This is a genomic window from Streptomyces sp. PL-29 (genome assembly GCF_058344425.1).
In genome coordinates this window covers 813,945-835,167 of the sequence record NZ_CP136996.1, presented here as the reverse complement: position 1 = coordinate 835,167, position 21,223 = coordinate 813,945, and the positions used below count along the sequence as shown (strand labels likewise).

General features: G+C 74.0%; 21 protein-coding genes. 6 read left to right on the top strand and 15 right to left on the bottom strand.

The genetic code is table 11. The annotated features are described in order from the left end of the window. Positions 1 to 183: 183 nt before the first annotated feature. The 5 genes from R4Z63_RS03770 to R4Z63_RS03750 form a co-directional block, all read right to left on the bottom strand. A complete protein-coding gene (locus tag R4Z63_RS03770) occupies positions 184 to 921 on the bottom strand; it encodes a VOC family protein (RefSeq protein ID WP_037928916.1) in 738 nt (245 codons plus the stop codon). Positions 922 to 1,619: 698 nt separating this feature from the next. Then, the gene (gene galK, locus R4Z63_RS03765) at positions 1,620 to 2,795 is read right to left on the bottom strand and encodes a galactokinase (RefSeq protein WP_384682653.1); all 1,176 of its coding nucleotides are present in this window, start codon (positions 2,793 to 2,795) and stop codon (positions 1,620 to 1,622) included. Further along, a complete protein-coding gene (galT, locus tag R4Z63_RS03760; RefSeq protein WP_384454046.1) occupies positions 2,792 to 3,820 on the bottom strand; it encodes a galactose-1-phosphate uridylyltransferase in 1,029 nt (342 codons plus the stop codon). The genes galK and galT overlap by 4 nt, the downstream gene beginning before the upstream one ends. A gap of 132 nt (positions 3,821 to 3,952) precedes the next feature. Continuing rightward, positions 3,953 to 4,726 carry an NPP1 family protein gene (locus R4Z63_RS03755; protein ID WP_037928909.1) on the bottom strand — a complete coding sequence of 258 codons (774 nt, stop codon included), beginning with the start codon at positions 4,724 to 4,726 and terminating at the stop codon, positions 3,953 to 3,955. Between the two features lie 561 nt (positions 4,727 to 5,287). Next, complete coding sequence (locus R4Z63_RS03750; protein WP_384454043.1) at positions 5,288 to 6,172, bottom strand: SDR family oxidoreductase; 885 nt, start codon at positions 6,170 to 6,172, stop codon at positions 5,288 to 5,290. A gap of 87 nt (positions 6,173 to 6,259) precedes the next feature. Between R4Z63_RS03750 and R4Z63_RS03745 the strand changes: the two genes are divergently transcribed. Continuing rightward, positions 6,260 to 6,730, top strand: a complete 471-nt coding sequence (locus tag R4Z63_RS03745; protein WP_384454040.1) for a MarR family winged helix-turn-helix transcriptional regulator — start codon at positions 6,260 to 6,262, stop codon at positions 6,728 to 6,730. 7 nt (positions 6,731 to 6,737) lie between these two features. Here the strand turns inward: R4Z63_RS03745 and R4Z63_RS03740 are convergent, their stop codons facing one another. The 9 genes from R4Z63_RS03740 to R4Z63_RS03700 all read right to left on the bottom strand — a co-directional run bounded on the left by R4Z63_RS03740 (position 6,738) and on the right by R4Z63_RS03700 (position 14,520). Further along, a complete protein-coding gene (locus R4Z63_RS03740; protein ID WP_037928901.1) occupies positions 6,738 to 8,150 on the bottom strand; it encodes a HAMP domain-containing sensor histidine kinase in 1,413 nt (470 codons plus the stop codon). After that, positions 8,147 to 8,866, bottom strand: coding sequence for a response regulator transcription factor (locus R4Z63_RS03735; RefSeq protein WP_384454034.1), 720 nt, complete (start codon positions 8,864 to 8,866; stop codon positions 8,147 to 8,149). The genes R4Z63_RS03740 and R4Z63_RS03735 overlap by 4 nt, the downstream gene beginning before the upstream one ends. A gap of 32 nt (positions 8,867 to 8,898) precedes the next feature. Continuing rightward, positions 8,899 to 9,459: an HPP family protein gene (locus tag R4Z63_RS03730; RefSeq protein ID WP_384454031.1), complete on the bottom strand. Its 561-nt coding sequence runs from the start codon at positions 9,457 to 9,459 to the stop codon at positions 8,899 to 8,901. 153 nt (positions 9,460 to 9,612) lie between these two features. Then, entirely contained in the window at positions 9,613 to 10,188 is a 576-nt protein-coding gene (locus R4Z63_RS03725; RefSeq protein ID WP_384454028.1) for a hypothetical protein, read from the bottom strand. A gap of 257 nt (positions 10,189 to 10,445) precedes the next feature. Then, positions 10,446 to 11,060: a TlpA family protein disulfide reductase gene (locus R4Z63_RS03720; protein WP_384454025.1), complete on the bottom strand. Its 615-nt coding sequence runs from the start codon at positions 11,058 to 11,060 to the stop codon at positions 10,446 to 10,448. Further along, complete coding sequence (locus R4Z63_RS03715; protein WP_384454022.1) at positions 11,057 to 11,821, bottom strand: thioredoxin family protein; 765 nt, start codon at positions 11,819 to 11,821, stop codon at positions 11,057 to 11,059. The genes R4Z63_RS03720 and R4Z63_RS03715 overlap by 4 nt, the downstream gene beginning before the upstream one ends. A gap of 310 nt (positions 11,822 to 12,131) precedes the next feature. Continuing rightward, entirely contained in the window at positions 12,132 to 12,689 is a 558-nt protein-coding gene (locus R4Z63_RS03710; protein WP_384454019.1) for a hypothetical protein, read from the bottom strand. 200 nt (positions 12,690 to 12,889) lie between these two features. Beyond that, the gene (locus tag R4Z63_RS03705) at positions 12,890 to 13,774 is read right to left on the bottom strand and encodes a CAP domain-containing protein (RefSeq protein WP_384454016.1); all 885 of its coding nucleotides are present in this window, start codon (positions 13,772 to 13,774) and stop codon (positions 12,890 to 12,892) included. 314 nt (positions 13,775 to 14,088) lie between these two features. Beyond that, complete coding sequence (locus R4Z63_RS03700) at positions 14,089 to 14,520, bottom strand: VOC family protein (RefSeq protein WP_384454013.1); 432 nt, start codon at positions 14,518 to 14,520, stop codon at positions 14,089 to 14,091. A gap of 136 nt (positions 14,521 to 14,656) precedes the next feature. On the opposite strand from R4Z63_RS03700, the gene R4Z63_RS03695 reads away from it, so the two are divergent. Continuing rightward, positions 14,657 to 15,907 carry an MFS transporter gene (locus R4Z63_RS03695; RefSeq protein WP_384454060.1) on the top strand — a complete coding sequence of 417 codons (1,251 nt, stop codon included), beginning with the start codon at positions 14,657 to 14,659 and terminating at the stop codon, positions 15,905 to 15,907. A 155-nt stretch (positions 15,908 to 16,062) separates the two neighbouring features. Here R4Z63_RS03695 and R4Z63_RS03690 read toward each other — a convergent pair whose 3' ends face one another. Continuing rightward, positions 16,063 to 16,818, bottom strand: a complete 756-nt coding sequence (locus R4Z63_RS03690; RefSeq protein ID WP_037928878.1) for a GntR family transcriptional regulator — start codon at positions 16,816 to 16,818, stop codon at positions 16,063 to 16,065. A 274-nt stretch (positions 16,819 to 17,092) separates the two neighbouring features. Here R4Z63_RS03690 and R4Z63_RS03685 point away from each other — a divergent pair, with 274 nt between their 5' ends. The 4 genes from R4Z63_RS03685 (at position 17,093) to R4Z63_RS03670 (ending at position 21,175) form a co-directional block, all read left to right on the top strand. After that, on the top strand, positions 17,093 to 18,238 hold the full coding sequence (locus R4Z63_RS03685; RefSeq protein WP_384454057.1) for an ABC transporter substrate-binding protein: 1,146 nt from the start codon (positions 17,093 to 17,095) through the stop codon (positions 18,236 to 18,238). 65 nt (positions 18,239 to 18,303) lie between these two features. Beyond that, positions 18,304 to 19,227: an ABC transporter permease gene (locus tag R4Z63_RS03680; RefSeq protein WP_384454009.1), complete on the top strand. Its 924-nt coding sequence runs from the start codon at positions 18,304 to 18,306 to the stop codon at positions 19,225 to 19,227. Continuing rightward, positions 19,215 to 20,060, top strand: coding sequence for an ABC transporter permease (locus R4Z63_RS03675; protein WP_384454006.1), 846 nt, complete (start codon positions 19,215 to 19,217; stop codon positions 20,058 to 20,060). Before R4Z63_RS03680 ends, R4Z63_RS03675 begins: the two co-directional genes overlap by 13 nt. An 8-nt stretch (positions 20,061 to 20,068) precedes the next feature. Then, entirely contained in the window at positions 20,069 to 21,175 is a 1,107-nt protein-coding gene (locus tag R4Z63_RS03670) for an ABC transporter ATP-binding protein (RefSeq protein ID WP_384454003.1), read from the top strand. Positions 21,176 to 21,223 lie beyond the last annotated feature (48 nt).

Sequence of the window (21,223 nt, the reverse complement as noted above, 5' to 3'; positions counted from 1 at the left end):
CCGCCGCGACAGCGCGCGCCCGGCCCGTTCCCCCGGCCCGTTCCCCCGGGCCGGGCGGTCGGGACGGGCGGTCGGGACGGACGGGCCGCGCCCCGGCCGCCGGTGGGGAACCCGACCGCGCGGGCCGGGCCGGACGGGCCCCGGTCGCCGCCCACCCCCTGCCCGCTCCTCACGGGCGCTTGCTCAGCCCGGGGTGAGGACGCAGAACTCGTTGCCCTCCGGATCGGCCATCACGGTCCAGGAGATCGCGGACTGGTCGATACCGGGATCGGTGGCGCCCAGGGCGCGCAGCCGGGCCTCCTCCGTCCGCATGTCGTCACCGCGGTACGGCCGCACGTCGAGGTGGACGCGGTTCCACACGGTCTTGGGGTCACGGTTTCGGACGAACTCCAGGTAGGGGCCGACGCCTTGGGCGGATCGCAGGGTCGCCTGGCCGTCGGTGACCTCGTGCACCGTCCAGTCCATCGCCTCGCCCCAGAAGCGGGCCATCGCCCGCGGATCGGCGCAGTCCACCACCACCGCGGCGATCGGCCCGGTGTCCCGGTAGATCGGCCGGGGCTCCAGGACGCAGAACTCGTTGCCCTCCGGATCTGCCATCACGGTCCAGGGGACGTCTCCCTGACCCACGTCGGCGGGCTTCGCCCCCAAGTCCTTGAGGCGCGCGACGAGTTCCGCCTGATGGGCGGCCGAGGTGGTGGCCAGATCGAGGTGCACCCGGTTCTTCACCGTCTTAGGTTCCGGGCGGGCGATGAGGTCGATGCAGACGGCCGAGGGATGGGGATAGGTGAAACCCACGGGTTCGAGATTGGTCACGCCGGGGCCCTCGCTGTCCATGCCCCAGCCGAGCGCCTCCGCCCAGAACCGCCCCAGCGCGGAGTCGTCGTGGGCCTTCATGTTGATCTGCACGAGTCGTGTGGCCATGCCCCGATCCTAAAACCCCGTCACCCGGCACCAAGGTTCGGCCACGGCCGGCCCGGGGCGCCGGATGAGGACACGCGCACCGCTCGCGGACCATCGGCGCGGGCCGACCGACAGCCGCACGACAAGGACCGGCGCTGGGGCGGCAAGAAGGATGAGAGAGTCCTACGCAGCGACGTGGTCACCAACCTGAGCGCACCCTCATTCCCACCCTGACCCGACGTGGACGCGGCACCGTGAAGGTCTTCGCCTACGGGCTCCGTGACAGCGTCACGGATGAGGCCGCCGAACCGGCCGCCAAGCTCGTCGCCGCACACGACGTGGTCAACGCCCGGGTCGTACGCCCCCTCGGCCCCGAGAGCGCACGCCCGCGCGGCACCCGCATCCAGCTGAAGGACTTCACCGCCGGGTCATGTTCCGACCCGGGCAGTCCGGTCCGCCCCGTCACCGACTGGCCGGCAGTCCTGCAGGAGACCTTCACCCCGTTCGCCGAGGCCATGGCGGGCGATGGCCTGGCCTTCCTCCACGCGCAGATGCAGGTCGGCCGGTGCGGCCCGGTCCTCGCCGCCGCCGTCGAGGACCGCATCATGGGGGCCGGGGCCGAGATGCGGCACCGGCTCCCTTCGCCCGGGGCGGAGTCTTCACCGGCCCCCGGGCGGCGGGCCGGCACCCGGCGGCAGCCGTGCCGTCGACCGCGCGGGTCAGCCGACGCGTCGGGCCCCCGCCGACGGCACGGCCTCCAGCACGTCCGGCGGCGCGAAGCCGGCGGCCGCGAAGGCGGCCGTCACCGCCCGGGCCACCGGTCCGGCGGCCGCGACCGGGACCAGCGCGATCACGGAGCCGCCGAAGCCGCCACCGGTCATCCGGGCGCCCAGGGCGCCCGCGGCGACGGCGGCCTCCACTGCCAGGTCGGTCTCGGGGCAGGAGACCCGGTAGTCGTCCCGCAGGGAGGCGTGTCCGGCGCTCAGCAGCGGCCCCAGCGCCTCCGGCCGGCCGGCCGTCAGCAGGTCGACCGCCCGCCCGACCCGGGCGTTCTCGGTGACGACGTGCCGGACCAGCGGCGCGAGCGCGCCGGGCAGTCGCGCGAGCGCGCCCGGCAGATCCGTCTCGGAGAGGTCCCGCAGGGCGGGCACGCCCAGCAGTCCCGCCGCGCGTTCGCACCCCGCGCGGAGCGCCGCGTACGCCCCGTCGGCGAGGTCGTGCGCGACCCGGGTGTCGAGCACCAGCAGCCGCAGGCCGTGCCCGGTGAGGTCGAAGGGGACCTGCCGGACGGCCAGGCTGCGGCTGTCGAGGTGCAGCGCGCTGCCCTCCGTGCAGCAGACCGAGGCCATCTGGTCCATGACCCCGCAGGGCACACCGGCGAAGGCGTTCTCGGCGTACTGCGCCACACGCGCCAGCTCGGGCCCTGACAGCCGCAGCGCGTACAGGTCGTCGTACGCGACGGCGACCGCACATGCGAGGGCCGCGGAGGACGAAAGGCCGGCGCCCGTCGGCACGGTGCTGTCCAGGTGCACGTCGGCGCCGCCCGCCGGCAGGCCCCGCTCCCGCAGCGCCCCTACCACCCCGGCGGCGTACCGGGCCCAGCCGCCGACGGTGCCGGGCGAGAGGTCCGCCACCGTCAGCTCCGTGATCCGGCCATCGCCCTGGGCGCTGTGCAGGCGCAGCAGTCCGTCCTGGCGGCGGCGGGCCGCCAGCATCGCGGTGTGCGGCAGCGCCATCGGGAGCGCGAAGCCGTCGTTGTAGTCGGTGTGCTCGCCGATGAGGTTGACGCGGCCCGGGGCGGCCCAGACCCCGTCGGGGGCGCGGCCGTGGATCCGCTCGAACTCCCGCCGCACAGGGTCGATGCGTGCCGCCGTGACGGTCGCGCTCGCGGTCACAAGACCTCCCGCAGCCGTCGGGCCGCCGCCTCCGGCGCCACGTCGTTCATGAAGGCCTCCATGCCGGCCTCGGTCCCTGCGGTGTACTTGAGCCTGTCGGCGGTCCGCCGGACGGTGAACAGCTCCAGGTGCAGGGCGAGTTCCCCACCCCCGATGACCGGCGCCTGGTGCCAGGCCGCGATGTAGGGGGTGGGCGCGGCCAGCCCGAAGAGCCGGTCGAAGCGGCGCAGCAGGTCCAGGTACAGGACGGGGAACTCGGCGCGCTCCGCCTCGGTGAGCCGGGTCAGATCGGGGACCCTGCGGTGCGGGTGGAGGTGGACCTCGTAGGGCCAGCGCGCGGCGTACGGGACGAAGGCCGTCCAGTGCTCCCCGGCGAGGACCACGCGATCGGTGGCCGCGCGGGCCTCCGCGAGGATGTCCTCGAAGAGGTTGCGCCCGGTGCGGGCGCGGTGCGCGGAGGCGGCGGCGAGGTGCTTGGCGGTGCGCGGCGTGGTGGTGGAGAAGGCGTAGATCTGACCGTGCGGGTGGGCCAGCGTCACGCCGATCTCCGCACCACGGTTCTCGAAGCAGTACACCTGCCGTACGCCGGGGCGGGCGGACAGTTCGGCGGTGCGGTCGGTCCAGGCGTCCAGTACCAGCCGGGCCCGCCGCGGCGTGAGATCGGCGAAGCCGGCGCCGTGCTCGGGGGTGAAGCACACCACCTCGCACCGGCCGGCCTCGCCGGCGAGGGATGGGAAGCGGTTCTCGAAGACGGCCACCTCGTAGTCGGCTGCCGGGATCTCGCTCTGCCGGCCGTCCCGGGAGGGGCAGAGCGGGCAGGCGTCCGCCGGGGGGTGGTAGGTGCGGGACTGCCGGTGGGCGGCGATGGTCACCCAGTCGCCGGTGGCCGGGTCCCGGCGCAGCTCGGGGGTGCTCTCGATCCGGTCCGGGGGACGCAGGTCCGCGGCGCCGCGGTCCCGGCCGGGCTCGCTGTCGTAGTAGATGAGCTCGCGGCCGTCCGCGAGCTCGGTGACGGTCCTGTGCACGTGCACGTCCTCGCCTGTCTCGTCAGGGGGGTGACGGCCGGGGCCGACGCGCCCCCGATCATACGGCGGCACGGCACGGCACGGCACGGCACGGCACGGGTGGGGTGGGCGGGACGTGCGGCGCGGGTCGGCTCACGGCTCCTGGTACGGGTCGAAGGGGATCCCCGCAGGCTTGGCCTTCGCGAGGTGGGACGCGAAGGATCCGTCCTTCAGGCCGAAGTGCGCGCTGCCGAAGTCGGCCTGACTGAGGGTGTCCCGGAGCGTCCCGGGGTAGCCCGACCAGCCGACGAGCGTGGGGTACTGCCAGGTGCCGCGGTGGTTCTCCGGCGGTTCGTCGTTGGAGTTCGCGGCGCGGAAGCAGTGCGTGCCGATACCGTCCTTGTGGTAGACGATCTTGGGGTGGGTGCCGGTCCATCGGATCCGGTCGCGCGAGTGGACCACGAAGTCGCCGTGCTCGGAGGTGGCGACGTACTGTGCCTCACCGCCCTGGATCCACACCGCCACGTGCTCCCAGTCGTGGCGGTGGCCCCCGAGGCTGATGAAGGGGATCGCCTGGTCCTTCTCGAAGTACAGCGCGTAGAGCACGGCGCACCAGCCGTTGTTGCACTTCCATCGCGAGTAGCCGTTGGTGTTGGCGAGGTCCGAGGCGTCCCGGCAGTTGCCGTTGAGGGCCCCGGTGGGCTTGAGCCCGCCGTTCAGGATCCCGGTCGGGCCTATCGCGGGTGTCGGGTAGCAGCCGTCGGTGTCGTAGTCGTAGGCGGGCTGGAAGGTCGTCTCGATCGCCTCGGCCTGGCCGGGCAGCGCCGGGGGCGGAGCCGCGAAGGCCGCCTGGGGGACGCCGACGACGAGCGCGAGGGCAGCGCCGACGACGACGAGGGATCTCCGGATGCGACGGTTGGTCCGCACAACAGGCCTCCTGGCCGGTCGGGTTCGAGGACGGCGGACCGGTGGGGCCACCGTCCACCGGCACGCCCGGAGCATCATTCGCGAACCAGGGCTCCGCGGCAAGGGTGCGCGCAGCCTGCAACGGCTGGGTGGGTTACTCGAACGGGCCTTCACACCAGGAGAGTTGATGACATGTCAGAAATGCCGCCCCCGGGTTCCGGTGCGGGAGGGGGTGCGGGACGCGGCTTCCGCGCACGCGACGGATCCGCCCCCGGTGGGCCGGGGCGGATCGGGGGCGGTTCGGGGGCGGACCGGCCGGCGTCACACGGTCACGGGCCGACCGTGTTCATGAGGATGATGGCCGCGAGGTTCAGGAGGATGACGGTGACGACGACGCCGACCGCGATCCAGGCCCTGCGTGATGCGTCCATGCCTGCGGTCACCTCTCGACGGGGGCGCGCCGCGGTGCGGCGGTCCGCGAGGCCGGCCGGCGGGCTCGGCCCCTTCCCATGCTGACCCCGCCGCGCGCGGAGCGCCTGTCGGCCGTGCCGTCCCGGTCCCGCCGGGTCCGGCGCGGCACGGTCAGCCCACCCAGGTCCCCGTCATGCCCAGCACGGCCGAACCGTCCCGGTCCACCAGCTTGGTCCCGGTGAAGTCGCGGGCCCACTGTGAGGTCTGGATGCGGAAGGCGGGGCGGTCGGCGGTCAGCGCCTCCATGACGGCCTCGGCCGCTTCGGTCGGTGTCTGGGCGGCACCCTCCGCGAACTGGCTCACCGTGCGGTCGATGTAGGTGTGCAGTGCGTCGGCGTACGGGCCGGCCTCGGCGACGGCGGCGGCGAGGTCCAGTCCGATGTTGGCGACGAATTCGGTCGCCACCGCTCCCGGCTCGATGACGGACACGGTCACGCCGAGGGTGCGCGCGACGGGCGCCAGGCTCTCCATGTACCCCTCCACCGCGAACTTCGCCGCACAGTAGGCCTCGTTGAAGGGCTGGCCGACGACTCCGCCGACGCTCGTGACGGTGATCAGGCGTCCCCCGGTGGCCCGGAGGTGGGGGAGTGCCGCCTTGGAGACGTTCAGTACGCCGAAGAAGTTGACCTCCATGACCGCGCGGACGTCGGCCACGGATTCCAGCTCCAGTGTGCCGAGGTGTCCGGCGCCGGCGTTGTTGACCACGGCGTCCAGGCGGCCGTAGTCGGCGATCACGCCGTCCACGGCGGCCGTGACGGACTCCTCGTCGACGACGTCGAGGCGGCGGATGTCGATCTCCACGCCGGCCTCGGCGGCGGCCTTGCGCAGCGCGCCGGCCCGCCCCGGGTCGCGCAGCGTGGCCACCGTGCGCCAGCCGGCGCGGGCGGCGGCGACGGCCGCGGCCAGTCCGATGCCGGAGGAGGTGCCGGTGATCAGGACGGTGCGGAGCGAAGCGTCCGCGGCCGTCGCACCGTCGGGGGTGGGGAGGGTGGGCATGGTGCACCTCTGGAGTCTCGGGTATATGTGCGTGCACACACACTTTAAATTTATGTGCGTGCGCACGCAACCTCTAGACTGTGCGACATGCCGAAGAAGCTCACAGAAGCCGAGATGCCGGCGGCCGATTACGCCTTCTACGGGCTGGTCTGGGCCGGGGCGACGATGACGGACCGCGTGGACAAGGCCCTGGTCAAGGCGCACGACCTGCCCGTGTCCTGGTTCGAGGTCATGCTGTGGCTGGCATCCAGCCCCGAGCCGGTGCCCGCCTCCGTCCTGGGGAACAGCACCCTGCTCAGCCGCAGCCAGGTCTCCCGGGTCGTGGACGCCCTGCAGAGCCGCGACCTGGTGGCGCGGACGCCGTCCGTCCGCGACGCGCGCTCCGTGGAGGTCTCCCTCACGCCGGCCGGCCGTGCCCTCTTCGCGGCGGCCGACGCCACCCGGCGCGAGGCCCTGGCGCCGGGTTTCACGGATCTCCTCGACGCGCAGGACCTGGAAGCCCTCGGTACGGTGTGGCGCAAGCTCAAGGCCGCCGCCAAGGCTGCGCAGGCCGAGTAGCCGCCGCTCAGCGGCCCCGGACCGGCCGGCGGCGGGACGTGCGCGGCCTGCGCAGCCTCCGCCCGGACGGGGCCGACGGGGCGAGCGCGAACGTCACGGTGATGCGGGCGCCGCCCAGCGGGCCGCGGGCGATGCGCATGGAGCCGCCCGTCGCGGTCGCCGCCCGCTGCGCGATGTCGAGGCCCAGTCCGGTGGACCCGGTGCTGCTCCCGCGGGACAGCGCCCGGTCCGGTTCGGGGATTCCGGGGCCGCCGTCCTCCACGACCAGCTCCACGGCCTGGGCGGTGCGCACGACCTGGACGCCGAACGGCGTCCCGGGTGCGGTGTGTCGGAAGACGTTCCCGATCAGCGCGTCCACCACAGCGGCGATGTCGTCGTCGGAGAGGCTCACGGCCGTCGGCTCCGAGGTCAGGTCGAGAGCGCAGGACCGGTTCTGCTGCTCCGCCAGGACCGTCCAGAACGCGGTGCGGCGGCGTACGACGTCGGACGCCTCGCAGCGCGGACCGGAGGACCCGGCCGCGGACCGGCCCGCGTCCGGGTCCGCGGCCGGGTCCGTGCCGAGCAGGCCCTGGCCCATGGGGCCCACGGCGAGGGGGGTGCGCGCCGCGGCGATGATGGCCTGGAGCTCCGTCTCCAGCTCGCCGACCGCCGCCTCGACCCTGGCCGACTCCGGAGTGCCGGCCATCCGCTCCGACGCGAGGTGCAGGGCCGTCAGGGGCGTACGAAGCCGGTGCGACAGGTCGGCGACGAGCTCGCGTTCCACGGCGAGCAGCTCGGTCATCCGGTGGGCCATCGCGTTGAAGGCGATGCCCGCGTCGCGCAGCTCCCTGGGGCCCATGGGGTCCACACGGGTGTCCAGGTCGCCCCGGCCGAGCGCGTGGGACGCCTGCGCCAGCTGCTTCGAGGACTGGACCACCTTCGCGCCGAGACGGTCGGCGACCACGACGGAACCACCGACCAGGCCCACCGCGAGGAACACCATGACCGCCCACGACTCCTTGACCCCGCGGGTGAGTTCCGCCTCGGGGACGAAGTTCTCGATGACGGCGACCTGCTCGCCGGGCAGCACCACCGGCTGGAGGCAGATCCAGCCGTCGGGGATCTCCTGGGAGATGGACTCGCGCCCCTGCTGGGCCCGTTTGAGCAGCGCCGGCGGGGCCTTGGAGGTACCGAGGGGTCCGGACCGCGGCAGGTGCACCACCAAGTGGTCGGCCGCGTCCAGGCTCGCCGCGGACTCGCGCAGCGCGTCCGGGTCCGTGGTCAGCGTCAGGACGGGTGCCAGGGCGGCCGCGCGCTGCTCGGCGGCGTTGACACCCTGCTCCTTGACCAACGACATCACCAGTGCGGCCAGCGGTATGAGGAAGGAGAGGGCGACCATGGAGGTCACGGCGAGGGCCACTCCGGCCAGCGAGCGCCTCACCTCGGGGCCACCAGCTTGATGCCGACGCCGCGGACGGTCAGCAGGTAGCGCGGGGCCGCTGCGCGCTCGCCGAGCTTGCGGCGCAGGGACGACAGGTGGACGTCGACGGTCTGGTCGTCCACGTACGGCTCCCGCCACACTTCGGTCAGCAGGCGGCGTTTGGAGACGACCTGCCCCGAGTGGTGGGCGAGGAAGGCCAGGAGGTCGAACTCGCGGCGGGTGAGCCGCAGCTCCCGCCCTGCCAGGTACGCGGTCCGCGCGGCCGGGTCCACCGCCAGCTCGCCCACGACGGTGGCCCGCAGTGGTTCGGCCGCCGCCGCGGCCGGTGCGCCCGCGCCGCCGACGGGCGGGGCGTGGCTGGTGCGGCGCAGGACCGCGGACAGGCGCGCGACGAGCTGGCCCCCCGAGAAGGGCTTGACCAGGTAGTCGTCCGCACCCGCGTTGAGGATCTTGATGATTTCCGACTCGTCGTCACGGGCGGTCGCCACCAAAACCGGTACGGAGGATATGCCCCGGATCATCCGCAGCGCGTCTCCTCCGTCCAGATCGGGCAGCCCCAGGTCGAGCACCACGGCGTCGACCGGCGTCTGGGTGACCTCGCGCAGGGCGCCGAACCCGTCCGCGGCGCTGCGCACGGCGTATCCGTGCTCCGCCAGGACCTCGATCAGTGACTGGCGGATGCTGGGGTCGTCTTCCACGACCAGGACGCTCGGCATGCGGGACACCTTAGGGGTCGGCGTGCCGGGGCTCACCACCAGTACTGCGGGTAGCGGGGTCCGGTGCGGCGGGCGCGCGAGAGGGCGACGCCCGCGAGGACGACGAGCAGCGCCGCCCCGGCCAGCAGCGGTACGAAGGTGCGCGGGTCGGGCGTCCCCAGGACGATGACGACGGCGGTCGCGCAGGCTGGCGAGTGCGGGGTCCGGGCCACGGTCATCACGGCGAGGGCGAGCCCCGCCGCGAGGGCGGCCACCCAGGGCGAGCTGCCGAAGGCGGCGAGTCCCGCGTATCCGACGGCCGCACAGAGCAGGTGGCCGGCGATCACACTGCGGGGCTGGGCCAGCGGCAGACCGGGCGCGCTGTGCACGATCGCCGCGGACGCGGCCAGCGGAGGGATGAGGACGGGCTCGTGGAGGGCGGCGCCGATGGCCACCAGGAGCAGCATCACGGCGGTGGCGCCGCTCACGCCGTGCAGGACGCTGCCCGGCGTCGGAGCCGGGGCGCGTCCGGCGAGGTGCGGCAGAATCCGGCCGCGTGCGTTCGTGGACGGGCGCGGCCGCGCCCGCTCGGGGGCGGTCTGGTCGGTGCTCAAGGGCGATGGCGTCTTCGCGGGAGGGCCGGCGGACGCGCGTCCGTCCGGCGGTGAACGGCAGGGGCGGCGGACGCGGCCGCGAACACCCCAGGATCATACGAAGCCGCCCGAACCGGGCGCCCACCGGGTCCGCTCCCCGCCGGAGACCCGCCGTCAGGGAAGCTCGAACACCGGGCCCTCACCGGTGACGCGCAGCCGCACGGGGCGGTCGGACACCGGGATGGTGCAGCCTTCCCGCGTGCTGCAGCTCGCGTAGCCGACCAGTACCGTCGCGTCTCCGTGCCCGTCGGCGCGGACGGGCAGCGCCGTGGTGACGGGGCCGTCCGGGTAGACGGGGACCCGGGCGTCGACACCGGGCACGCTGATGGACCGTACCCCGGCGGCCGCCGTCAGGTGGCCGTTCGCCTTCAGGGCTCCGGTGACCGCCACCGCGGTCGGCCGGCCGACCCCCTCGACGCCGGCTTCCGGCAGTTCGGTGCTGTAGAGGTGGAAGCCCTTCTTCTCCGGCGTGAACACCGCGGTGAGGGTGCCCTCTGAGCCCTTCCAGTCCGACACCGACAGCGTGACGGTGACGCCGTTCTCGGAGAAGCGCGTCGTGGGAGCGGCGACGGTGGGAGGGGCGGCGCCGGTCACGTGCTGCCCGCCGCAGGCCGAGAGCGCGGCCAGGGAGAGGAGAGCAGCCGCGGCGCGGACCGTGCGGGAGTGCCCCGCCTGCGTGGAAACGTTCATCTGTGCCTCTGCGTCGCGTGTCGTGCACGGGTCCGGTTCGTACGGGTCGGGGCCCCCGGGGCAGTGGTGCTCGCCCGGTCCGCAGGCGCCCGGCGCCCGGCGTCCGACGCCGGGCCGGCGCGGCTGGGACGGGCGTGCCCCTGACCCGACACTACGCGGCCGTCGGCAGGGCCCCGTGGACGAGGACCGCCGTGAACCCCGGGGCAGACGGCGGCGCGCCGGTCGCCGTCCGGCGCGGGCGCCCGCCGCGCCCGCCGTCACGGCTCCTCGGCCAGGAGGCGGGTGAGCAGGGGCCGCAGCTGCTCGTCGGTGACGGCGCCCCCGAGGGCGGCGGCGACGCGTCCGCGCCGGTCGATCACCAGGACCGAGGGGACGGCGTGAGGGTCGACCAGGGAGGGCGGGAACCGAAGCAGGAGGTCGCCGTCGGGGTCGTGGAAGCTGGGGAACGTCAGGCCGTGGGCGCGTACGAAGGACCGGGCCGCCGCCCGGTCCGGGTCCCGGGTGTTGATCCCGAGGAACCGGACTCCGTCGGCCCGGGTCTGCCGGCTGAGCCGTTCCAGGTCGTCCGCCTCCGCGCGGCAGGGGTCGCACCGGGAGCCCCAGGCGTTCAGGACGACGACCTGCCCCCGGAAGTCACCGAGCGCGACCCGCCTGCCGTCCAGGTCCGCACCGGCGAGGGCGGGCGCGTCCGGCCGGATGCCGGGAGCCATGACCTTCGCCCCGGCCGCGGCGCCGACCGTGCCCGGCTGTCCGGCAGGGAGTCCCGCGGCGGGGCGGTCGTCCGTCCAGAGGCCGGCGGCGGCCAGGGCGGCCGCCACGGCGAGGCCGGTGACGGCCGGGGCGACGGGTGACGTGCGTCCCGGTCGTCTCATGAAGCCCACTTGCGCAGGAAGGCGTTGATGCCCTCCGAGGTCAGTGACGGGTTGCCCGTGACGTGGGTGTCGGTGCGCACCGTGCCGGACGGCGAGACGACGACCAGGACCGGCAGGGTGTAGGTGCCGCCCGAGGGGCTGTACGTGCGCAGCAGCGCCGAGTTGGCCGGGCTGTTGCCGCCGATGTCCACCTTGACCAGGTGGTACGAGGCGCCGAGGATCCCGGCGGTCTGCGACTGGGCGAACACCTTGTCCGCGGCCTTGCAGTTGCCGCACCAGTTCGCACCGAAGTCGAGCAGGACCATCCGCCCGTCGGCCCTGGACGCACGCAGGGCCGCGTCGATCTGCTTCTGCGCGTCGGCGGAGCTGTCGTAGCCGGGGCCGGGCACCTTGGCCGGGGCCGGTGCGGCGGACGTGCGGACCGGCGCGGGGGCACCGCCGCGGGCCGACGCGGAACCGGACGGTGTCCGGGAGGGGGTCGCCGAGGCGGAGGGCGACGCGGACGCGGACGGCGAGGCCGACGCCGTCGGGGAAGCCTCGGAGGAGGCCGTCGCGGACGGCGATTCGGTGGGGAAGGGCTGCGCGGACCGGTCGGCCGTCGCGGCTGCGGCGGTGGAGCCGACGGGCTCGGAGGACGGTCCGCAGGCCGAGGCCAGGCCTGCCGCGACGACGGCCGCGACGACCAGCGGCAGCCGTCTTCCCCGGAGTGCGGCGGACCGGGGCGATGTCGTTCGGCGGTCGGCGCGGACGGGTCGGAGCATGCGAGAACTCATGACGAAGACACCCCAGGGCACGGTCGGACTGCGGGATGGGCGAAGCGCCCACGGGCTCGGCGGAGCCGGCGGCCCGAGGGTGCGCCGGGGCGCCCTGCCCCGGCACCGAGGGCTGCTCGGCTGACGCGAGCATAGGACCGTTCGGGACCTGCGCAACCGCCTCGGCGCGATCATGAGCTTGCCCTAAGGAAGAGCTCACCTTCCGCTTCGCCGGAACCACCTCAAGGGCGGACAGAAGGTGTTGACCCGGCGAACGGGGCACGGACGGCCAAGGGGGGGGCGGAAGGGCGGGCGGAGCTCAGAAGGACGATTCGCGGACGCTGGCCTTCGCGCTGGGATCGATCGTCGCCGTGACGACCGACTTGTGGTCGGAGCTGGTGAAGGTGACCGTGAGGGTGCTGTCCGAGGTCTGTGAGGTGGTGGTCCTGAAGCCGCGGCCGGGGACCGCTGAGATCAGGCACACGCCCCGGCTGCCGTACCGCACCGTCACCTTGCCGCCCTGTGTGGGGACGGTGTACAGGCCGGCCCCGCCCTCCGCACAGTCGACCTTCCTCGGGGCGGGGGTCTTGGGCGCACCCGACGTGGCCTTGACGGGCGTGGGGGCGGCCGTCGTGGGGGAGGGGCTCTGCGACGCCGTGGGGGAGGGGCCGGCCGACGCGGTCGGCGACGGCGTGCTCGGGGACGGGCTCCCCGCCTGCCATGCGGGAGGCGTGTCGATGACCGTCGGGGCGGACCGTGCGACCGGGGGCGTATGCCGGGTCGAACCGACCACGAACTGGACCGTCGCGAGCACGGCGGTCACGCTGGCGGCCGTGCAGGACAGCCATATGAGCAGGTAGCGCGAAGTTCGGGGCACGGCCCCATAGTGTCCGACGGCCCGGCCGGTCCGTCACCGGCTCCCCCGAAACCGCCCCAGCCCGCAGGCCGGCCCCGGGGCCGGGGCGGGCGCGGACGCCGACGTCCCCCCACCCGCATACGGGTGGGGGGACGCGGCTGTGGGGGGTGTGTGGGGGCGGTGTGTGGGGGGCGCCCCGCAGGCTTCTCGGGTGGGGCCGACTACCTCGGGGCGCCGAAGTTCTGGGTCCACCACGGGCCCCCGTCGCCCTTGTGGACACCTATGCCGATCTCCTTGAAGGCGCAGTTGAGGATGTTGGCCCGGTGGCCGGAGCTGTTCATCCACGCCTTCATGACGGCGTTCGCGTCGGCCTGCCCGCGGGCTATGTTCTCGCCCAGGTTGGACCAGCGGTAGCCGGCGGCCTCCACCCGGCTGGTCATGGTGGACCCGTCCGGACCGGTGTGTGACATGACGCCAGCGCGGGCCATGGTGTCGCTGTACCCCCGGGCGGCGGCACTCAGCTGGGAGTTGACGGTCACGGCGCCGCATCCGGCCGCCGCCCGCTCCTTGTTGACCAGGGCGAGCACGGCGGACTCGGCGTCCGTGTTGACGGTGCCGCCGCCCCCGCCGGTGCTGCCCCCGCCACCGGAGCCGCCCGTGCTGCCGCTCCCGCCGGTGCTGCCGCCCCCGCCGCCCGTGCTGCCGGAGCCGCCACCCGTCGTGGTGGCCGGCTTGCGTGCGGGCTTGACGGCGGGGGAGGGCTCGGTCGTGGCCGGGGTGCTGCTCTCCGCCGTAGCCGGCTCCGTGGGCGTCGCGGACGCCGAGGCCGAGGCGTCGGGCGTCGGCGACGCGTCGGCGCTCGTCGTGGTCGGGGCGTCGGCGGTGGGCGAGGCGGCGTCGGGGGAGGGGGTCGCCGTCCCGGAGGACGAGCCGGCGGCGTCGGCGCGCCGGTCGGTACGCGCGTCATCGCCGGAGTCGGCCACCGCGACCCCCACCGCCACCACCGCGGCGGCCGTGGTGACGGACAGCACGATGCGCGTGCGCACCGTCTTCTTCCGCCGGGCCTCGACGCGGGTCGACGTTTGGGGAGTTCGGCTGCGGCTCATGCCGGTAACACCTCGCAAGAGAAGAGGAGGAGGGGGGTCCGCCCGAGCCTAGGTCGGTGACCAGCGAAAAGGACGCCCAGAAGGGGTTCTTCACGTTCCCTTAAGGAAGCCCGCAGGATCAGCGCAGGGATGAGCCGGGCAATCGTCCCAACTCGGCCCGGTCCGCCGGGGGGTGACGCATCCCGACCCGATGCCGTCGTCCGGGCGCTGCGGAGCCCGCCGGGCCCGCTTTCGGACCCGCATGCGACACAAGAGAGCGTCCCGGGGCCGCTGTTGCCCCAGGACGCGTACCCGCTTCCCCACCCCGATATGCGCTACCCGTCGAAGTCGGGCAGGACGAGGGAGCCGTCCTCGGCCAAGGTGAAGCCGGGATGGTGGGCGATCTCCCACGCGTGGCCGTCGGGGTCGGTGAAGACGCCCGAGTAGAAGCCGATGGCGTTGACGGAGGCCGGTCGCGTGACCGTGCCGCCTGCTGCCACGGCGGCGGCGAGGACGGCGTCCACCTCCGCGTCGGTGCGCACGTTGTGGGCCAGGGCGATACCGCCGAAGCCGGTCGGCGGGCCGTCCGGGAGACCGCAGTCCGCGGCCAACTTCCGACGGTCCCACAGGACCAGGGCCAGGCCGCCGGCCTGGTGGAAGACCGTCTCCTCGACCTCGGTGCCGCGCCAGCCGAGCGCCGTGTAGAAGCTCTTGGCGCGGGCGAGGTCCACGACCCCCAGGGTGACCAGGCTGATGCGCTGTTCCATTCCGCCACCGTAGCGCCTGGGCCGGGCCCGCTCAGGCGGCCGCGACCCGTGTCGGGTTGACCTGCCGGTGCGCGACTCGCTTTGATCCCCTGGGCGGCGCGAGGGCGTCCGGACGGTGAGCGGGGGCGGACTGATCATGGCGGACGGGCGGTCGCTGGGCCGGCGGTTCCGGTGGCTGTGGACCTCGTACGCCGTCAGCACGCTCGGCACCTGGCTCGCCTTCGACGCGTTCCCCCTGATCGCGATCCTCGTGCTGCACGCCGGGACCACTCGGGTGTCGCTGCTGGCGGCCGTCGGACCCGCGGTCGGGGCGGTCCTGGCGCTGTCGCTCGGACCGTGGGTGGAGTCGCGCCCCAAGAGACCGGTGATGATCGCCATGGACCTGGCCCGGTTCGCGGCGCTGACGAGCGTGCCGGTGGCGTTCGCCCTCGACGGGCTCACCTTCGCCCAGCTCCTGCTCGTCTCGGTCGTGGTCGGCGCGGCCGGAATCGCCTTCACCGCGGCCGGCGGCGCGTGCCTGAAGGAACTCGTCCCGCCGCAGGACCTGCTCGTCGCGAACGGCCGCCTCGAATCCACCACGTGGACCGCCACCCTGCTCGGACCGCCGCTCGGCGGGGCCGCGATCGCCGCGTTCGGGCCGGTGGTGACCGTCCTGGCCAACGCGGTCAGTCACCTGCTCTCGGCTGCCGGGATCCGCGCCATCGGCGGACCGGAGCCGCGTCCCGCGCCGGCCGCACCGCCGCGACGGATGCGGGCCGGCGACCTGTCCGCAGGCTGGCGGCACATCCTGACCGACCCCGTGCTGCGCCCGCTGTTCCTCAACACGGCCCTGGTCAGCGGCCTGATCATGGCGACCTCGCCGCTGCTGGCCGTCCTCATGCTCGGTCCGCTCGGGTTCGCACCCTGGCAGTACGGACTCGCCTTCGCCGTGCCGTGCGTGGGCGGCCTGATCGGCTCGCGGCTGGCGGCGCGGCTCGCCGAGCGGTTCGGCCGGCACCGGGTCCTGCTGACCGCGGGGGCGCTGCGGGCGTGCTGGCTGCCGTGGCTGGCCTTCGTCGGGCCGGGCCCGTCCGGGCTCGTGCTCGTCATGGCCGTCGAGTTCGGGCTGATCACCTGCATGGGCGTCTTCAACCCGGTGCTGGCCACCTGCCGGCTGGAGCGGACCCCGGCGGACCTGGCCGCCCGCACCCTGCTCGCCTGGTCGGTCTCCGGAAAGGCCGCCATCGCCGCGCTGACCGCCCTGTGGGGGCTGCTGGCCTTCGCCACCGGACCGCGCGCGGCGATCGCGATCGCCGGTGTCCTCGCCATGGCCACCCCGCTCCTGCTGCCGCGCCGGGTACCGGAGGGCCGTACCGTCGTCAGCGGCGGGCAGCGAGACGGTCGCTGAGGGCTCCGTGCGCCGGCAGCGGCAAGCACACGGCCGCCGGAGAGCGGTCCGGGAGGACCTGAACCCGGCCGACCCGCCGGCGCCGGCATCCGGTGCGACCGCTTCCGCCGTCCCCTCCGGCGCGGCCGCCCTCACCCGGTCCGGAGGCGGTGCGCTCACGCGTCGTCGAGGGCCGGGCCCGTGCGGCGGGCCAGGGCGTTGCTGCCGATCGAGTTGTGGACGCTGAAGCCCACCGCGTCGGAGCGGTAGCGGTCGTCGGACCACTCGACCGGCCGGCCGTCACGCGTGGTGGTCATGCGGCGCACCCTCAACAACGGGCTGGTGCGCCGCACGTGGAGCAGCTCGGCGTCGCGTGACCCCGCCGCGACCGCGTCGATGAGGTGCTCCCCGTACGCGAACACCAGCCCCGTGTCGTCCAGGAGGCGCTGGGTCACCGACGGGCAGTCCGGCTCGATGCGCTCGACGGCCGGCGCGATCCAGTCGGCGTACACGGTGCGCTCCAGCAGGACGGGCTCGCTGTCCAGACCGCGCACGCGCAGGACGTGCAGCACGGGTGCGCCCGGCTCCACCTGGAGCCACATGACGTCCCGGTCGGTGGCCGGCCGGACCTGTGACGACACCACCCGGCCGGTCGCCGTACGGCCCATGGCCGCCGCCCACTGGGCGAAGCTGCGCAGCTCGGTGAAGCTCTGGCTGCGGCGGCTGGCCAGCACCACGCGCCGCGCGCCCTGCCGGGATCCGATCAGCCCCTCGGAGGTCAGGGCGAGCACGGCCTGGCGGACGGTGCCGCGGGAGACCCCGAAGCGTGCCGCCAGCTCCGTCTCGGCCGGTAGCAGTGCCCCCACCGCGTACTCCTCGCGGTCGATCGCCCGGCGCAGTTCCTCGGCGATCTCCTCGTGCCGGGCCGTCATCGGCTGTGTTCCCGTCCCTCGTCATAACGCTGGCTGTGCGCAATGCACTTGGCGCGTACAGCGTAAGCGCAGGGCCGCGCGGATCGAAACGAGTGCAGAGTGTCCAGTTTGTTGGCTGGAATCCGTCGCCTTCCGTTCACCCGAAGGTCATGGATGCCGGGCCTACTGAGGCCAACTTGTTCAGACAAGTTGGCCTCGGCGCCTTCGGGTCCGCCGTACCGCTCCCATCCCTGCCCGCGCTCCCTCGCGCAACCTCCCAGGAGAGACCGTGTCCCTGCCGAGAAACGCCGCCCTCGCCGGCTGCCTCGCCGTCGTAGCCCTCGCCCTCACCGCCTGCGGCGCGGCCCCCGAGAAGGCCGACAACAAGACCGCCACCGGCAAGGACGCCGCCACCGCGACCTCCGCGGTGGACTTCGGCGGCATGGACGCCCTCGTCGAGGCCGCCAAGAAGGAAGGCGTCCTGCACGCCATGGCCCTGCCCCGCGACTGGGCCAACTACGGCGCCGTCATCGACGGGTTCACCGAGAAGTACGGGATCAAGGTCGAGGTGGAGAACCCCGACGGCAGCAGCCAGGACGAGATCAACGCCGTCACCAGCCGCAAGGGCCAGGACCGCGCCCCCGACGTCCTCGACCTCGGCACCTCCTTCGCCGTCAGCGGCGCCCAGCAGGGCCTGTTCGCCCCGTACAAGGTAGCCGCGTACGGCGACATCCCCTCGGCGCAGCGGGACGACCAGGCGCGCTGGTACAACGACTACGGCGGCTACATCTCCATCGGCTGCGACGCGAGCCGCGTCAAGAACTGCCCCACCAGCTTCAAGGACCTCCTCAAGCCCGAGTACAAGGGCCAGGTCGCGCTCAACGGCAACCCCACCAAGTCCGGCTCCGCCTTCGGCGGCGTCTACGCGGCCGCCCTCGCGAACGGCGGCTCCCTCGACGACATTCAGCCCGGCATCGACTTCTTCGGGCAGCTGAAGAAGAACGGCAACTACACCCCCGTCGAGTCCACCCCGGCGACCGTCGAGAAGGGCGAGACGCCCATCAGCATCGACTGGGACTACCTGAACGCCGGCTACGCCGACCAGTTCAAGGGCAAGGGCGTCGACTGGAAGGTCGCCGTCCCCGAAGACGGCAAGTACGCGCAGTTCTACGCCCAGGCCATCAACAAGGACGCCCCGCACCCCGCCGCCGCCCGGCTGTGGCAGGAGTGGCTCTACAGCCCCGAAGGCCAGAACCTGTGGCTGAAGGGCTATGCCCGCCCGGTGCTCATGAGCACCATGGAAGGGGCCGGAACCCTCGACAAGGCCGCCGCCGCAAGGCTCCCGCAGGTCAGCGGCACCCCGACCTTCCCCACGGAGGCCCAGCAGACCGCGGCCAAGGGCGTCCTGGCCCAGAGCTGGGGCAAGGCGGTCGCCGGCTGACCGCCGGCCGGGCCACGGCAACGACCTCCGATACGAGCACTGACACGACACCCATGACCACCGACATGACATCCCGCACAGCGGCCGCGTCACCCGCGGCCGCCCCGGCGGCCCCCGCCGCCCCCGCCGTCCGGACCGGGCGGCGGTGGGCCCGCCGCTCCGGCGCACTCGCCGTCGTCCCCCTGCTGCTGTTCACCGCGATCGCCTTCGGCCTGCCCGCCGCCGCCATGCTCGACGGCGCCTTCAGCGTCCGGGACCCGGCCAGCGGCACCGCCTCGTACGGCCTCGGCAATCTGACCGCCTCCTTGCAGGGCGCCTACCTCACCGCGCTCGTCGGCAGCGTGGAGCTGTCCGCCACTTCCGCGGTCCTCGCCGCCCTCCTCGGCCTCCTCCTCGCCCAGGCGATCGTCACCTCCCCGCTGCGGGGCCTGCGCGAAGCCGTCCTGACCGCCTCCGGAGTCCTCGCCAACTTCGGCGGCGTCCCCCTCGCCTTCGCCTTCGTCGCCACCCTCGGCAACTCCGGCGTCCTCACCCGCGAGCTGGGCCTGACCGACACCGGCTGGAACCTCTACAGCTTCTGGGGCCTGGTCCTCGTCTACCTGTACTTCCTGGTCCCCCTCATGGTCCTCACCATCACTCCCGCCCTCGACGGGCTGCGCACCCAGTGGCGCGAGGCCGCCCAGAACAACGGCGCCACCCACCGCCAGTACTGGCAGCACGTCGCCCTGCCCGTGCTCGCCCCCTCCCTCCTCGGCGGCCTCGTCCTCCTCTTCGGCAGCGCCTTCGCCGCGTACGCCACCGCCGCCGCGATGGTCGGCAGCTCGGTCCCGCTGGTCACGCTCCAGATCGCCGACGCGATCTCCGGCAACGTGCTCATCGGCCAGGAGAACGTGGCCCTCGCCCTCAGCCTCGACATGGTCCTCGTCGCGGGCCTGGTCATGGCGGTCTACCTGCCCCTGCAACGACGGAGCGCCCGATGGCTCGCCTGACCGCCCACCCGGCCACGGCGTCCCCCTGGCGCGCCCTCGTCCTCGCCGCCGCGGCCCTGTACTTCCTGGTGCCGCTCGCCGCCTCGGTCGTCTTCACCGTCGACGTGCCGGGCCAGGGCCTGAACCTCGACGCCTACACCCGCATCCTGGACACCGAGGGCTTCCTGCCCAGCCTGCTCCTCTCCCTCGAACTCGCCGCCGCCACCATCGCGGTGGTGCTGCTGCTCGTGGTTCCCGCCACGGTGGCACTGCGCCTGACCGCCCCGAAGCTGCGGCCCGTCGTCGAGATCGTGTGCGCGCTGCCGCTGGTCGTCCCGCCCATCGCCTTTGTCGCCGGCATCGGGACCGTCCTGAAGTGGGGACCCGAGCACCTTTCCCGCACCCCGCTCTTCCAGACGTTTGTCGCCGTCCAGAACCCGGACTTCCCGGTCGTCCTGGTCCTCGCCTACGCCGTGATGGCGCTGCCGTTCGCCCACCGCGCCCTGGACGCGGGACTGCGCGCCGTCGACGTCCGCACCCTCGTCGAGGCGGCCCGCTCCTGCGGCGCGAGCCTGCCGCACGCCCTGCTGCGCGCCGTGCTGCCGAACCTGCGCGGAGCCCTCCTGAGCGCCTCCTTCCTCACCCTCGCGCTGGTCCTCGGCGAATTCACCATCGCCCAACTCCTCGGCTTCCGGCCGTTCGCCGTCTGGATCGTCAACATCAGCGGCTCACAGGCCCAGATGTCCGTGGCCGTCTCGGTCATGAGCCTGCTGGTGACCTGGCTCCTGCTCCTGCTCCTCGCCGGTTTCGGCGGCGGCCGCCGCACCCCCTCCCCGACCACCGACCGGAAATGACACCCCTCATGCGCCTCACCGCACCCGCGCCGACCGCGAACGCGACGCCCGCACCGGCCGACGCCGCCACCGTCGAACTGCGCGGCCTGCGTCGGTCCTTCGGTACCACCACCGCCCTGGACGGACTCGACCTCACCGTGCGCCCCGGTGAACTCCTCGCCCTGCTCGGCCCGTCCGGCTGCGGCAAGACCACCGCGCTGCGCATGCTGGCGGGCTTCGAACACCCCGACTCCGGTGAGATCCTCGTCGACGGCAATGACGTCACCGCGGTTCCCGCGCACCGACGCGACGCCGGCATGGTCTTCCAGTCCTACAGCCTCTTCCCGCACCTGAACGCCCTCGACAACGTGGCGTTCGGACTGCGGATGCGCCGGGTCCGCACCGCCGAGCGGCGCGCCCGCGCCGCGGAACTCCTCGAACTCGTGGGCCTCGCCGACAAGGGCGACCGCTTCCCCCACCAGCTCTCCGGCGGCCAGCAGCAGCGCGTCGCACTGGCCCGCGCCCTCGCCCTGCGACCGCGCGTGCTCCTCCTCGACGAGCCGCTGTCCGCCCTCGACGCCAAGGTGCGCCTGACCCTGCGCGAGGAGATCCGCCGCCTCCAGCAGGAACTGGGCATCACCACCCTCTTCATCACCCACGACCAGGAGGAGGCGCTGTCCATGGCCGACCGCGTCGCGGTCATGCGCGCCGGCCGCCTGGAGCAGTGCGCGGCCCCGGCCGAGCTGTACGCCCGTCCCGCCACCGCCTTCGTCGCCGAGTTCGTCGGCACCATGAGCCGCATCCCGGGCAGGCTGCTCGCCTCCGGCGCGACCGTCGCGGTCCTGGGCCGCGAGCTCGCCGTCGACGGCACCCCGCCGAGCACCGGGGACGGCACCGACGTCGACGTCCTCGTACGGCCCGAGTCGCTGGGGGTCACCGCCGACGAGGCGGGGGAGGGCCGAGTCCTCGGCACCTCGTTCCTGGGCGCCACGGTCCGCGTGTCCGTCGCCCTGGCCGACGGCACCCTGGTCAAGGCCGACGTCCCCGCACACGATGCGGGCCACCTGGCCGCCGGCGCGCCCGTCCGCCTGGCGCTGCCGGACCGTCCGGTCCTGGTGGCCCCGCGCGCGAGCTGATCCGCGGACATCCGCGCGGCAGCACCCGCCCGAGTCCGCCCGTACCGC